The organism is Allobosea sp. NPDC055594 (assembly GCF_053618995.1).
In genome coordinates this window covers 159,794-173,015 of the sequence record NZ_JBSHIO010000007.1, presented here as the reverse complement: position 1 = coordinate 173,015, position 13,222 = coordinate 159,794, and the positions used below count along the sequence as shown (strand labels likewise).

The window sequence follows — 13,222 nt, the reverse complement described above, 5'->3', positions numbered from 1 at the left end:
AAGCGCCTGATCTACCAGGTTAGGCGACGCGGCGAGCCAGGGGAAAGTGGAGCATCTCCGCAGTCATAGCGGTCCGACAATTTGCGCGGCTGCCCACGTATGGCAGCGAAAGGCAGCACAAGGTCCAGATCTGAATTTTCAGTGATTTTTCCGCTCCGGCGAATGGCGCCGAAAGCCGATATGGTGCCCCTGGCCGGGATCGAATACTTGCTACAAGCTATTGATCTTAAATATCTAGACAGGATGCGATTGGACAAAAGGCCATCAGAAAGGCCAACGTTTTTTGGCGCGTCCCCTGCCCCGCTCATCGCTCAGTGCCCCGCGACGATCCGACGCGAGAACACCGGCCAGCTACCTCTAACCGACGCGACGCCAGCCGCATAGGTCGCGGCTTCCAGTTCGAGCGCCTTACAGGTGGCGGGCGGCATTGGGGCGCTGTCGTCTGCAAGAGCGCCGCACAGGCGGTTGAGCACGACGACGAGCATTCCGGGCGATAGCGCTTCGACCCTGCCGGCCTCGGGATATACGACCAGCAGACCGAACGCCTGCCGCATCGTCTCGCGGTCCTCGCCTATGATGGCGTCGGTGATCTGGCGCAGGTTCATGCGACATATCCGCCGCAGAGGTGCGGCTGCGCGCGCTGCTCTGCCATGCCGTCCAAATCAGCGAGCCCGTTGTCGTTCGGCGCGCCCTCGTCGTCACACTGGGCACCCTCGTCCTCGCAGACAAGCTCCAGGTCGCCGCCATCCTCAAGGTCAGTGTCGCCGTCGAGCTGATCCATGAAGGCGACGATTGCCCCCGCGATAGCGTCGAGCCGGCGCCTGATGCCTGCGGCTGAGTTCGCCGAGAGAGAAAGGCGTTCGGCGACTTGGCCCAAGATTTGGAGCACGTCGCGGGCCTCGGCGGGTGTCAGATCCTCCTCCGGCGCGGGCTGCGCGAAAAGCGGGAACAGGCTTTCGGCCATCGCGCTCATCGCCGCCGCTCCATCGGAATGACGCGCCTGCCGACGACTAGCTCGCCGTCGACATAGACGACCGGCAGATGGCCGTAGAAGCTGAAGGTCGGAAGCGACACGGGCTTGACCAGATAGGAGCGAGAGGGCCGGGCCTTGCCGCGGCGGCTATCGATGCGAACCGGGCTCATGACTGCACCACCTCGGCGAGGGCCGCCCGCACCCGGCATATGGGTTCAAGAATGACATCGTCCATGTTGTCCGCATCGCGGGCGAGGATGACATCGAGCAGCGCCAGGGCACCCGCTGTCGTGCGCGGCTGAATCTCGTAGCAGGCATCGGAGGCCGCGGCCCATTCTTGATACCGGGCGTCAAACTGCGCATCCAAGGCCTTGGCTTCGGCTGTCTCGCTGGGCATCGAGCAATAGCGCTCCCATGCCTCGGCGTGGGCTCGGTGGATGCGACGGAACTTAGAGCAAAGCTCCAGAAGCGTAGCGTCGCTATGGTCCGCGGCCTCAAGGGCAGACGCCACAGGCGACGCCTCGATGGTGCCAGCGGGAGCCACCAAGGGCGGGGCATCGATGGTCGGCACATAGGGCGCGGCCCGGCAGATCGCGGCGGCAGCCGGCGCCGTGACGACGCAGCCCGTGACAGAGGCCGCGGCGGCAACCGCAGCCGTCGACATGAAGGAACGGCGGGAACTCATCGGCATGTTCATGGGGCACTCCTCAAGGAAGGGAGAGGGCAGGGGCGACTGTCAGGAGGCAGAACGGGCCAAGCGGAGGATGTTGGCGGCAAGCTGCTCACCCCACACAGGCAAGGCCAGAAGCGACACGAGAGACGGCACGCTCCGCTGAAGCGGCGGGACGGCGCTCAGCACTTCAAGCGCTTCCGCTTGAACGATGGCGCCGGCCATCGTGAGCGGCTGCCGTTCCATGATTGCGGCGACGTGACGGATGAGGTCCGTCCGGGCGTCGCCTTCCTTGATTTGCGCGGGTCGGATGCCAGAAGCCTCCCAAACCCGGCGGCGCTCGGCGCAGTACAGTTCAGAGAGCGAGGCGAGCGCGTCGACCTTTGCGGCTGCCCTCTCCATGAAAACGGCATCTTTGGCGATGGTGAGAGGGCTAGTCCCCTTGCGAAACCGGCGTGGCTCGCGCATTGCGGCCGCCCGGCGCCTCAGCGTCTCGGGTGCATTGTATGCTATGTGCGGCTCGGGCCACTCGCCTTGCAGTCCGTACGCGACCTTTCCCTCTTCGTTTCGGGTTCGGATCTCGACGGGAACGGCGGGCCACTGCGGAGCCCAGGCAGCTACGATAGCTTCGCGTTCCGCCACCGCCGCCTGATAGGTGAGCGCCAGAGCTGCGGTCTTGTCGCCGAGTTGGATAAGCTCCGGGTCTTCGATGGGCGTCCTCGTTGCCGCGGCGGCAGGGACGGCGGCAGCGCTCGACGCTGCGGCGAGGCCGAGCAGCATGCGGCGACGGTTGAAGGTAGTCGAAGGCAAGCCGGTGGCGGCTGCCGCAACGTGTGCGTTCGGCATTGGTATTCTCCAGGGATGTTTAGAATTGGCGCTAGGCGCCGGTCAGCGCTCGCCAAGCATCCGGGCGATGGCGTTGCCTCGTGCCTCAAGACGGATACGAAGGTCATCCAGTTCAACGCCGGCTTCGTTGAACTCGTCACAGCCCCCTTCGAGAGAGAATTTCGGCTGGAGGCTGAGGCCGTGGACGACCTCGGCAATCAAGGCATAGGCGTCGCGAAGGTCGCGGAGCTCTCGTAGAGCTTCAACCTCGGGCCCTGACAGGATGGCCGGAGCCATCACGGGCTGGTTCCTCGTCGATAGGGTTGCCATGGCTTTAGGCTCCGATCTGGTTGAGGGCGGCGGTTAGTTGATCGATGCGGGCGAAGTTCGCGCGCTCGCGGTAGAGCTCGGAGGCGATGGCCTGCCGGATGGCATCAGCATCACGGCCGTAGGTGCCAGCCTGTGCGACGGCTTCGGCAGCGCGGGCAGCAAGAGCAGCACGGGCGCGGGCTTCCTCTTCCGCGCGCTGGATCAGCGCAGAGACTTCGCGCTTGGCTTCGGCCCAGGCTTTCCGCAGGGCGCGGGCGCGCTGCTCATTGCGGGCCTCGGGGGTGCGGCAGAGCTGAAGGGCGAAGCGGGCATGCTGGTAGGCCCGGCGCATGATGGCGTCCTTGCAGAAGGCGATGCCGTTGGAAGTGTGCTGCGCGAGTGCCATGTGATTTGTGCCGCCTCGTCCGTTATGTGCTATGCATAACAGACGATGTTTCATGCGTCAAGCGCTAGACATAACGGATTATGTACAATACATGAAAACGGCAACAATGGTGAAGGCCGGCCGCGAGCTGGCAGGCTGGTCGCAAGCTGAATTGGCGACGAGGTCGGGGCTCTCTCTCCCGACGATCCAGCGAATGGAGAATCCGCAGTTTGGGCCACTCAGAAGCTCAGGTGCCAACCTTGAAAAGCTGCGCCAGGCATTCGCAAGCGGCGGCGTGTCCTTCGTGTCTGCGGATGGCAAGGACTGCGTCTGTCTGGAGCAGCGGACGTAGCGGCTGTGGACAGCGGGGGTTGCCTTTTCGTTCTGGATCAGGCCGGCGCTCGCGTCGGCTAGGATCTGACGTCGTTTCCCGAACTGGAGGGGCTATGACTGCAAAGATGCTCTGCTTCCCCCTGGCTCGCCGCGTCGCCTTCGTCAGGAAACAGGCGAATAGTATGGCGATGCGCTCCGAGGCGCTCGCAGAAAAGTACGTCGCGCACCAAATGCGCCTTCAGGCCGAGACGTTGAGGAACAAGGGGCTTGGCGAGGGGGTCGCCAGCAGCGAGGTCGCTTCGCTCGAACGGGCCATCCGCGCTGAACTGGCGCTGATGCTCAGCCGCCCGCAAGGGGGTGTCGCTTGAGCCGACGCCCCGCCACCATAAACGAGCCGTTCGCCTCGCTGCCTCTCAGCCTCCTCCAGTCGCCGGCCTTCCGCGCGCTTTCATGGGATGCGCGGCGCGTGCTCGACCGGCTGATGATTGAGCACCTGAGGCACGGGGGGCACCGTCACGACCGACTCGTCTGCACCTACAGCGACTTCGCGGCAGCGGGCATTCGCCAGCGCTCGATTGCATCGGCGATCCGCGACTGTGTCGAGCTGGGCTTGCTGGTGGTGACGAAGCAGGGCGCGCCGTCCATTTCGACCCGGCGACAGCCGTCCGAGTACCGCCTGACGTTCTTGGGAGGCCGCACCAGGGGCGGATACGTGCCTCCAACCGAAGAATGGCGGCAGGTTGAGACCGACGACGAGGCAATGACGAGGCTCGCGAGGGCGGCAGCCATGAAATCGGCCCAGCACGTTCGCCGGGCAGCCGCTGCCAAGCTCCGGCATGGCGATAGCGCTGGTGAGCGGGATGCGGCCTGAGCGCGCCCCCTCCCCAAGATATAAAAGGTAGGGGCATATTTGCCCCTAGGGCAGTAGGGGCACGGGTGCCCCTAGGGAATGGTTTCCAGTAGGGGCACCCGTGCCCCTGCCAAAGGGGCAAATATGCCCCTGGCTTTTTCATTCAAACCGGGAACGGACCCGGAATCGAAGACGAACCCGAGAGGCGAGACGATGGCAGAAATGACCGATGCCATATGCATGGCGCTAAGCACGGGGCGTGACCCGAAAGCCTTTCGAGCGGCGCTGAGGAAGCAAAAGTTCAAATGGCACATCCCATCTTCTCGTTGGATCGTAACAGTCGGCAGCCTGGAGCATCGAGACATGGAGGCGGTGCTGGACAAGATGAAGGAGCCAGAGTGACCGGCGCTGAGGTTTGGTTCCATTTGGATGGCGAGCCGACCGCCGTCGCCCGCCCTTAGCGGTTGTCACTCGGCGCGCTTAGCCGATGAAAGTGGCAGCCACCCGTTTCGACCTAAGCATATAGGGCACCCATATAGCGACGCCGATAAAAGCGCGCGCGAGGTCGCGGTACGAGTTGCTGTCAGGCTGGATGTTCAGCAGGGCTGAGGAGGCGACGATGTCCCCGGAGACTAAGACCGCGCTCAGGATCAACAACCCCATGAACAGACCGGGAAATGCGCGGCGGCGCTTCGCCAGGAGAATGCACGCATAGATCCACGCGACGGCGAGCCCCACATTTATCGCAACCGAGATAGCCACGTACGCCTGCATTGTCCCATTGAGCCGACCGAAAGCCTGCACTACCGGGAAAAGGGCGAAAATGCTGGCCAAGACAAAGAACGGGGCAAGGAATGTGCTTAACGCTGGCAGCAGTAACCAGCCCCCGAGGTTGGGCGGGCTGCCATCAGGCAGGGGGCTCCATCGACTATCTCGGAACGGCGGCGACACAGTCGGGACAGCGCTCGATAGAGCCGCATGCTGGGGCTGGCGCTCGGCCTCGCGATGCGGCTGCGCAGCAGGTTGCTCAGCAATATTTCCCCGGCCTGCTTGGGCCATCGCAGGAGATCGAAAGCCGTTCACTGACCATCCGAGCAACCGACTGAGGCCATAGGCGGCCAAGGCAAGAATAGCGCCGGCCGCCCACCAAGAAGACGGGTCGAACTCGCGCGCGCCAGCCACGATGCAGATGACTAATGTTAAAGCGCCAAGAAAGATGCCAAAACGATGGAATCCCTTGCTGACTTGAATAGCCGACATTTCGTTAGCCCGCCCCGCCGTCACACGCAGAGATTGTGCGGACGCCGCGGAATTGTCGAGCCCTGACGCTTGGCCGGTGTCTCTGGCTGCACAGATGAGACTGTAGAGTCTATTCGGGCTGGGCTCGCCGCGGTCGGCGTCCAGTTCATCGCTGAGAACGGCGGCGGCGCGGGCGTGCGCCTGGCGAAGCGAGCGGATGGAACGAGCGGAGAGCACTGAAGCGGCACGCGCGCCGATCTAGGCTGCATTCATCGAGCAAAAGACGGCGGCTGAGGTAGCCCGAAAGCCGCCGGTGACTGCTATCGACACCCGCCTCCACCAGCGTCAGGATCGGAATAACTGGAGGGGTTGGAAATGAACCGGATAATTCGCGGCTTCCACCGGCTTGCTATTGTAATCTCGGCCCCGGTCGCGCTCGCGGCTATTTTAATGGCCGGTCTTGCATATCAGGAGCGAACCTCTGACGTGGCGGCGTTCGATCTGAGTAATGCCCAACGACAAGCCGCAGCATCCAAAAAGATATTCGACTTCAAAGACGATAAGGGGGTCACCTTTCAGGTCGAGGCGCCGGACCACGCAGCCGCAGCCGCCGGGTTTGAAAGATTCAAGAAGATGGCGCCCAATGCGTCGCCACCGCCACCTGGGTACGCTATTGATAGCGAACCTGGACCTTGGGCTGAATTCCCTAAGAAAATCTCAAACACGTTCGCCGATCTGGTCCCTAAGCCGCCCAAGAGCTTCATGCAGTATTTCGCGGTGTCCCTCCTGACGCTTGCGATGGCGGCGGCCGCCTATATCTCCATCCGCGCGATAGGCTGGGTGATTGCCGGGTTCATGCGCGACGGTGAGGCAGCGCGTTGAAAAACATCTTCATCTGGCATTAGCCGCTAGCCGCACTGTGAACGCCGACGAATGCCAGCGAATGCCCTCGAATGACTTGACGCGACTTGATGTAACCATTTGAAATAACTGGAATATATTCCAGTTTGTGCGATACTGCCTTCAGCAATGGAGGCCATGATGCATCCCAATCGACCGAGGCGAACTGAACAGCTCGCTGTGTCCGCTGAACCGGAACTTCGCGCTGCCATCGAGGCGGAAGCGGCTCGCCGCGATACGTCCATGTCAAGCACCATCCGGGCGCTGATCCGTGCCCAGTTGGCCGTGATCCACTCGGACAATCGGCAGGTGGCGTGATGAGCGACATGTATCAGGACTTCAGCGGCGGCGAGCCGTTTGAGCCCCTCCCGGAACCGTCCAGCACCGCGCCGCCGCTTCCGATCGAGGGGCATATCGTTGCCGCAGCCCTGGCTGCGGAGAAGATGCGGGAACTGTGCGCGCAGATGCTGCTCATCTTCCAGCACGCGCCACGCGACGCAGCGCTCCTCTACCGCCTCCATAGGGAGGCCTTCGATGCTTGGGCGCAGGTCGACGAAAATTATGCGGCCTACCGCGCCGTGCTCGAGTGCAAGGGGCAGGCGTGATGGCTGCATTTACGAACTACGATTACAGCACCGGCCTCGCCGCTCTCGGTCGGGGCCTCGACAACGTCTCGCGGGGCTTCGACGAACAGTTCAAGCGTAAGAAGTCAGCCCACCTCGGCGAACGGATCAGGGCTGGAGACTATGACGGCGCGGCTCAGGAAGCGTTCGCCGCAGGTGACACCGGGACTGCACTCACCATCATGAAGTACGGGCAGGACGCCCGGAAGCTCGCCGCTGGTGAAACAGCAGCGCGCGAACTGGGGCAGGCTATTGGTGGGTTGGGGCTTCCCGGCCTTAGCGGTCCCGCTCAAGCCGCGCCCCAGTCGCCGGAAACTGGAAGCGCTCTGCCGGTCTCGCTCAATGTCAGCGAGAGCGGCGGGAACTGGCAGGCCCAGAACGACGCCGTAGGCGCTGGCGGCCAGCGCGGCCACTTCGGCCGGGCTCAGTTCGGGCAAGCGCGCTTGCAGGAGGCCGCCGCTGCCGGGGCGATTCCGCAGGGCACGACTCCCGAGCAGTTCATGCGCTCGCCGGAGCTTCAGAAGGCGGCCGAGAATTGGCATTTCGGCTCGATCGACCGCGCTATTCAGGCCAATGGCTTCGACCGGCTGGTCGGACAGCGCATCAACGGCGTTCCCATCACGGTCGAAGGCCTGCGGGCCGTCGCTCACCTTGGCGGCGAACAGGGCATGAAGCGTTTCGTCGAAACCGGCGGAGCGTACAATCCGAGCGACGCCAACGGCACTTCGCTGATGGACTATTTTCGCCAGCATGGCGGCGGGGCTCGCCTTGCCGCGGCTGACATGCCGGCGCCGGGCGCTGCGCTGGCTTCGCTGCAAGCCAGCGGCTCGGGGTTCGCCGTCCCCGGCCAGCCCGCTCCGATGAGCGGACAGGCCTTCGATGCCATTACCCGCGGCGAGCGCCCCCTGGATCCGGTCTTCCAGTCGGAGGGTGTCAGCCAGCCTTGGATGGGCTCGGCGCTGTCGCGGCTCGGCCAAGCCGCCCCCATTCGACAGACCCAGGCCCTCCCGCCCCCTCGGCCGTATGACCTGCGCGCCGATCAGCCTGCGCCCGGCGCCACGACCGCCATCGGCATGGCCTCGGCTCCCGTGATCGGGATCGACCCGAACAGCAATGACGCCGGCTCGCGGACCTTCGCCCTGACAGATCGTCAGATGGCACCGCGCACGCTCGATGCTGCGCCCACGCCGCAGGGCTGGACCGTGCCGAACCCGCAGGCCGATCGGCCCGCGCCGGGCGCTGTTCCTGCTCAGGGGCAGACGCCGGTCCTATCGAAGGACATGCCTCGCCCGACCACGCGCGAGCAAGCGAACGACTATCGACATACGCGCGCCGTCGAAGCCCAGCAGGGCAAGATCAGCCAGCTGTCGCGAATCCTCGCCAATCCGAACCTGCCGGCAAATGCCCGCGCCGTGGGTGAAATATTCCTGAAGGATGCGCTGGAGGCGTCGAAGATGCCCGAGAGCGTCAAGGAATTCATGTACGCGAAAGCCATGGGCTGGACGAAGGCGCCGAACCCGGCGGCGTACGCCAAGGAGAAGACCAAGACCTCGCCGGCCGAGGAAACCGAAGGCCGCAAGGCTGCCGCCGCGGCGGCCGGGCTGAAGCCAGGTGATGCCGGCTATCAGGGTTTCATCCTCACCGGGAAAATGCCGCGCGAGGACATGGGACCGCTCACCGCGACCGACAAGAAGGCTATTCTTGAGGCGGATGAGGGCATTCTTGCCGCCGAAACGGCCATCAAGGCGCTGACCGACGCCAAGGCGCTTTCCCCGCGTGCTCATAGCGGCGCCCTTCCTGGTGCCCGTGCCTGGATTGGCAACAATGTCTGGGATGGGGTGGTCCCGGATAGTCTCGCAAGCCCGCAGTCGTCGGAAGCCACGTCGGAACTCGAGAACGTCGTGACCAGCCAGGCGCTGGCTCAGCTCAAGTCCATCTTCGGCGCCGCTCCGACCGAAGGCGAGCGCAAGATCCTGATGGAGATTCAGGGCTCCATCGGCCAGCCAGACAACGTTCGCCAGAAGATCTACGACCGCGGCATTGCGATGGCTGAAAAGCGCCTCGGCTTCAACCGTCAGCGGGCGCAGGAGCTTCGCGGCGGCAGTTACTACCGCAATCCCGGTCAGGCTTCGGACGGGGCGCAGGGTCGTCCACAGAGCAGCCAGCAGCAGGCTCCACAGCGTCAGCCGTCCAGCATGGAGGGAGCCCGCCAAGCTCCTGACGGCAAAACCTACATCCCCGACCCGAACCGGCCCGGCAAGTGGCTGATGGTGCAGCCCTGATGGCAAGCTTCGTCCCCGTCGACTACGACCCTTTTGCCGCGTCGCAGGGCTCGGCCGATATGCCGGCCCAGCCGGCGAGCGACCTCCGTCTCATTCCTGTCGATCACGACCCGTTCGCGGCGCCGCCCTCGGGTTTCGCCACGCGCGCCCAACGCGAGGGGAGCGAGAGCGAGGTGCGCCGGGCGGAATTCCTCGCCGATGCTGTCCGCATTCGGCAGCAGCAGGACCGCGGCGGCATCATCGGCAACGTGGATGCGGCCGTGCGCGGCGCCGCCGGCTGGATTCCCGGCATGGACAAGCTTGCCGCCGCTGGCGATGCCGCTTTCGGCCAGGGCACCGGCGAGAGCTTCGGCGAACGCTATTCCGATAACCTTGAGCGCCAGCGCGCCATGGATGACGCCGACAGGATGGTCAATCCGAACGCGCGCCTTGCGGGGCAAGTCGCCGGGTTCGTCCCGACTGCGATGGTGATGCCGGGCGTCAATGTCGTAAAGCAGGGTGCCCGCGGCGCTACCGCGCTCAATGCTGCCGCGACCGGTGGTGTATATGGAGTAATAAGCGGCGCGGTCGAGAGCGACGGCGATCTGGCGGACAAAGCGGCCGCCGCAGCGCAAGTAGGCGGTGCCGGGGTCGTCCTTGGCGGCGCGCTCGGAGCTACCATCGGCGCCGTATCTAACCGCTTGGGTCGACAGCCGGCTCCGGTCCCGGAAGGCGTTCAGGCAGCGGATGACCTCGGCATTCGTCTGACACAGGGCCAGCGCAGCGGCGATGTGGGCGCCCTCTCGCGCGAGAACGCCATGGCTGGCGGCGCCTATGGGGACCGAGCCCAGCGTGTCGCTCAGGACGCCATTGCCGAGCAACGTGGACAGGTGCTCGCAGCTCGCGACCGGATCGGCGCCACAGCATCCCGCGGACAGGTTGACCTTGCCCGCCCCGCTGATGCCGGCGGCATCGTGGGCGAGGCGGTCGATGACTTCGCCAGCCGTGCGCGGTCGACGTACGAGGCGAAGCAGGCCCGGCTTACCAGAACCGTGCAGGAAGCAGCCGACACGATGTCAGGCCGGTTCAATCCTCGGGGGCTGTCTCCGGTTGATGCAGGCGAGATAGTTGCGGGCTCGACGCGAAACGCCGCGGCGCGGGGCAAGCTGGGCTATCAGCAGGCCTATAGGGATGCGTTCGCGAAAGAGGGCCAGGTCGCGCCGGAGTTCTTCACTGGCGTCAACAAGCCGGGCTCTCAGGGCCTCATGGCCGCGGGCTCGCCCCTCAACGAGTTCGCTGCTCCAATCTCGCGCCGGATAGAGGAAAGCTTGCTGCTGCGTGCCGAGCCCATCATCCCCGATGCGGCGACGACGCCCGTTGCAGCAAGAGCCTTGAAGGATGTCGATCGCATCGCGAACCTCAATCTCGGTCGCATCGGCAGTCCGGGGCTGGGGGAGAACGTCGCGGGCGTCAACTTGCGCGGCATCGAGCAGGCCCGCCGAATCCTCCTCTCCAGCTACAAGGACGCCAAGGCCAGCCCGGCAGATGCGCGGGCCATGCGCGGCATCGTCGAGGCCTTCGACGAGCAGCTCGAACGGGCGTTCGCAACCTCGCTGTTCTCAGGTGACGATGCGGCGCTCGGGGCTCTGAAGGATGCGCGCGGCGCCTATTCTACGTGGATGCGGACCTTCCGCCCGCAGGGAGCAGGAGACGACGCAGGCCGGGCCATCCAGCGCATCGTGGACCGTGGCGCGACTGATGAGGAGGTCGCCAACTTCCTGATCGGCGCCTCTCGCGTCGGTGAAGCAGGGCTGAGCGCTCGGCTCTATGACCGGCTGGGGGAATTACTCGGCCGCAACTCATCCGAGTTGGCGGCGATCCGGGGGGCTGCTTGGCATAAGCTCACAGGCGGTTTCGACGTGACCGACCCGAAAAGCGCGCTGAAGATTGCCGAGCGTGTCGGCGAGTTTACCGGTGAGCGCGGGCGCACCCTGGCCGGCAAGATGTTCTCCGGCGAAGAGGTGACCGCCATGCAGCGCTATGCCTCGGCGCTGCGCATGTTCGCGGCTCGCGCCAAAGCCAACCCCGATAACCCCGAGGCTCAGTCAGCGGTCAAGCTGCTGATGGATATCTCCGAGAAGCGGATGTCGCCGGAGGACCTATCCTCGGCCATCTTCGGCTTCGGCAACAAGTCATCCACGATGAATTTGCGGCTGGTCGACGCCATCGGGGATCTGATCGGGAAGGAAGGCCCGGAATGGGCAGCGATCCGGCAAGGGGTGTGGCAGCGCATTGCCGACGTGCCCGAGGGCATGACGCAGATGGGAGCTCAGAAGATGAGCCAGCGCATTCTTCAGTTCGTAGGCGGCGAGGGACAGAGCCTCGCAACCCGGCTCTTCTCGTCGCAGGAAATCGGGCAGATGCGGAAGCTGGCGGCTGCGCTGAAGCAGACCGTTCCGCCTCCCGGCACGACCAATCATCCCAACTCCGGCAACCGTGCTGCCGGCCAGATGCGCGAAGTCGCAAAGCGAACTGCCGAGGCGCTGTTGACGACGCTGGGGGCGACGATGGGCGGCTGGCAAGGCGCGATGCTGGGCCTCGCTGGCGGCAAGGGTCTTGGGACCGTCGCCGGAATGAACGCCGCCCGGCAGGCCCGCGGCCTCTATTATGCCGGGGCTCCCACGCCTATCGCGCCGCGTCTCGCCGAACGCCTCGGTGTAGCTGGCAAGGTTGCGCCACGCTCGATCGGCATCTCAGTCCCAGGTGATGTATCTGTTCGGGGGAGCGCGCCGGGATATCTGCCAGCCGCAGCAGATCACGATGAGCGCTAGGGTGTACGGGTGAGGGCCGAAGGCAATCGCAACGCCCAGGGCCAGCGCGTGCACATGGCGCCGCATCCATTTCTCCTGTTGGTCGCACCGTGGCGTAAGGCTCTTGGCCCCGCAAGGGCCTCCCTCACCGTGCTCTGCGCCAGCTTCGCGCTGATCGGGTGGGTGATGCTGCGGGGGCTGGCATGACGATGAGCGCTGGAAATGCAGCGGGAAAGCAGCGTGGCGTGCCATTCAAGCCGGGCCAGTCGGGAAATCCCGCCGGCAAGCCGAAGGGGACGCGCCACAGGACCACGCTCGCCATCGAGGCGCTGTTAGATGGCCAGGCTACCGCTCTGACGCAGAAGGCCATCGAACTCGCGCTGGACGGCGACATGACCGCGTTGCGCCTCTGCATGGATCGCCTCGCGCCCGTCCGCCGCGACCGCCCCGTCACCTTCGATCTGCCGAAGATCGAGACGGCGGACGATCTGCCCAAGGCAACGCAGGCCATCATGGAGGCAGTGGCCTGCGGCGAGCTTACGCCATCCGAAGCGGCCGAACTCGGCAAACTGGTCGACGCGCATGCGAAGGCCATCGAGGTGACGGATCTTCACCGCAGGCTCTCAGCATTGGAGGGAGGCCGATGACAAGACAGATCGCGACACGCATCGAACGGCTAGAGCAGGCCCGAGAAGTCCGGGCTGCGCGCTTCATCCTGTGGTCGGATTCCGACGAACCCGATGCTGTGCCGGAGCGAGTGGAGCTTTGCGGCCTGTCGCATGAGGAATGTCTGGATCTTCTGGCCGAGCCCGAGGTGCTGCAATGAGCAGCGCCATCCTAGCCCGCATCGCCAAGCTGGAGGAGCGGCGCCGACCCGCCGCCACCGTGCGCTCGAAAGCGGAGCGTGATGCCGAAGTGGCCGCAGAACTCGCCAGGCTTCCGGCCTCTCCGGAAGCGATGGCGGCTATCAGGGCTCGACTGCGCGGCAATGAGGATGGATGGCGCTCAGGCCAGGCGGCCATCGCCGCAGCTCTGAGGGCAGAC

At 64.9% G+C, this 13,222-nt stretch carries 18 protein-coding genes; 10 read left to right on the top strand and 8 right to left on the bottom strand.

Going from position 1 to position 13,222, the window contains the following annotated elements:
* Positions 1-311 precede the first annotated feature (311 nt).
* The 7 genes from ACWGRX_RS16095 to ACWGRX_RS16065 are packed head-to-tail and all read right to left on the bottom strand — an operon-like array spanning position 312 to position 3,237.
* Positions 312-605, bottom strand: a complete 294-nt coding sequence (locus tag ACWGRX_RS16095) for a hypothetical protein (protein WP_452118354.1) — start codon at positions 603-605, stop codon at positions 312-314.
* Complete coding sequence (locus ACWGRX_RS16090) at positions 602-973, bottom strand: hypothetical protein (RefSeq protein ID WP_452118353.1); 372 nt, start codon at positions 971-973, stop codon at positions 602-604. The genes ACWGRX_RS16095 and ACWGRX_RS16090 overlap by 4 nt, the downstream gene beginning before the upstream one ends.
* Positions 970-1,143 carry a hypothetical protein gene (locus ACWGRX_RS16085; protein WP_452118352.1) on the bottom strand — a complete coding sequence of 58 codons (174 nt, stop codon included), beginning with the start codon at positions 1,141-1,143 and terminating at the stop codon, positions 970-972. Before ACWGRX_RS16085 ends, ACWGRX_RS16090 begins: the two co-directional genes overlap by 4 nt.
* Positions 1,140-1,670, bottom strand: coding sequence for a hypothetical protein (locus tag ACWGRX_RS16080; protein WP_452118351.1), 531 nt, complete (start codon positions 1,668-1,670; stop codon positions 1,140-1,142). Before ACWGRX_RS16080 ends, ACWGRX_RS16085 begins: the two co-directional genes overlap by 4 nt.
* A gap of 39 nt (positions 1,671-1,709) precedes the next feature.
* Positions 1,710-2,489 carry a hypothetical protein gene (locus ACWGRX_RS16075; protein ID WP_452118350.1) on the bottom strand — a complete coding sequence of 260 codons (780 nt, stop codon included), beginning with the start codon at positions 2,487-2,489 and terminating at the stop codon, positions 1,710-1,712.
* A gap of 42 nt (positions 2,490-2,531) precedes the next feature.
* Complete coding sequence (locus ACWGRX_RS16070) at positions 2,532-2,798, bottom strand: hypothetical protein (protein ID WP_452118349.1); 267 nt, start codon at positions 2,796-2,798, stop codon at positions 2,532-2,534.
* A 4-nt stretch (positions 2,799-2,802) separates the two neighbouring features.
* Positions 2,803-3,237, bottom strand: coding sequence for a hypothetical protein (locus ACWGRX_RS16065; RefSeq protein WP_452118481.1), 435 nt, complete (start codon positions 3,235-3,237; stop codon positions 2,803-2,805).
* Between ACWGRX_RS16065 and ACWGRX_RS16060 the strand changes: the two genes are divergently transcribed.
* The 4 genes from ACWGRX_RS16060 (at position 3,215) to ACWGRX_RS16045 (ending at position 4,747) form a co-directional block, all read left to right on the top strand.
* Positions 3,215-3,514, top strand: a complete 300-nt coding sequence (locus tag ACWGRX_RS16060; RefSeq protein WP_452118348.1) for a helix-turn-helix domain-containing protein — start codon at positions 3,215-3,217, stop codon at positions 3,512-3,514. The genes ACWGRX_RS16065 and ACWGRX_RS16060 overlap by 23 nt on opposite strands.
* Complete coding sequence (locus tag ACWGRX_RS16055; RefSeq protein WP_452118347.1) at positions 3,477-3,863, top strand: DUF6074 family protein; 387 nt, start codon at positions 3,477-3,479, stop codon at positions 3,861-3,863. The genes ACWGRX_RS16060 and ACWGRX_RS16055 overlap by 38 nt, the downstream gene beginning before the upstream one ends.
* Positions 3,860-4,366 carry a hypothetical protein gene (locus ACWGRX_RS16050; RefSeq protein ID WP_452118346.1) on the top strand — a complete coding sequence of 169 codons (507 nt, stop codon included), beginning with the start codon at positions 3,860-3,862 and terminating at the stop codon, positions 4,364-4,366. Before ACWGRX_RS16055 ends, ACWGRX_RS16050 begins: the two co-directional genes overlap by 4 nt.
* Before the next feature lie 192 nt (positions 4,367-4,558).
* Positions 4,559-4,747, top strand: a complete 189-nt coding sequence (locus tag ACWGRX_RS16045; protein ID WP_452118345.1) for a hypothetical protein — start codon at positions 4,559-4,561, stop codon at positions 4,745-4,747.
* A 78-nt stretch (positions 4,748-4,825) separates the two neighbouring features.
* On the opposite strand, the gene ACWGRX_RS16040 is transcribed toward ACWGRX_RS16045, so the two are convergent.
* Positions 4,826-5,605 carry a DUF2569 domain-containing protein gene (locus ACWGRX_RS16040; protein WP_452118344.1) on the bottom strand — a complete coding sequence of 260 codons (780 nt, stop codon included), beginning with the start codon at positions 5,603-5,605 and terminating at the stop codon, positions 4,826-4,828.
* Positions 5,606-5,959: 354 nt separating this feature from the next.
* Between ACWGRX_RS16040 and ACWGRX_RS16035 the strand changes: the two genes are divergently transcribed.
* The 6 genes from ACWGRX_RS16035 to ACWGRX_RS16010 all read left to right on the top strand — a co-directional run bounded on the left by ACWGRX_RS16035 (position 5,960) and on the right by ACWGRX_RS16010 (position 13,004).
* Positions 5,960-6,466 carry a hypothetical protein gene (locus ACWGRX_RS16035; RefSeq protein ID WP_452118343.1) on the top strand — a complete coding sequence of 169 codons (507 nt, stop codon included), beginning with the start codon at positions 5,960-5,962 and terminating at the stop codon, positions 6,464-6,466.
* Between the two features lie 335 nt (positions 6,467-6,801).
* Entirely contained in the window at positions 6,802-7,089 is a 288-nt protein-coding gene (locus ACWGRX_RS16030) for a hypothetical protein (protein WP_452118342.1), read from the top strand.
* On the top strand, positions 7,089-9,389 hold the full coding sequence (locus tag ACWGRX_RS16025) for a hypothetical protein (RefSeq protein WP_452118341.1): 2,301 nt from the start codon (positions 7,089-7,091) through the stop codon (positions 9,387-9,389). Before ACWGRX_RS16030 ends, ACWGRX_RS16025 begins: the two co-directional genes overlap by 1 nt.
* Positions 9,389-12,199, top strand: coding sequence for a hypothetical protein (locus ACWGRX_RS16020; RefSeq protein ID WP_452118340.1), 2,811 nt, complete (start codon positions 9,389-9,391; stop codon positions 12,197-12,199). Before ACWGRX_RS16025 ends, ACWGRX_RS16020 begins: the two co-directional genes overlap by 1 nt.
* Before the next feature lie 182 nt (positions 12,200-12,381).
* A complete protein-coding gene (locus ACWGRX_RS16015) occupies positions 12,382-12,825 on the top strand; it encodes a DUF5681 domain-containing protein (protein WP_452118339.1) in 444 nt (147 codons plus the stop codon).
* Complete coding sequence (locus tag ACWGRX_RS16010) at positions 12,822-13,004, top strand: hypothetical protein (RefSeq protein ID WP_452118338.1); 183 nt, start codon at positions 12,822-12,824, stop codon at positions 13,002-13,004. Before ACWGRX_RS16015 ends, ACWGRX_RS16010 begins: the two co-directional genes overlap by 4 nt.
* Positions 13,005-13,222: the final 218 nt, after the last annotated feature.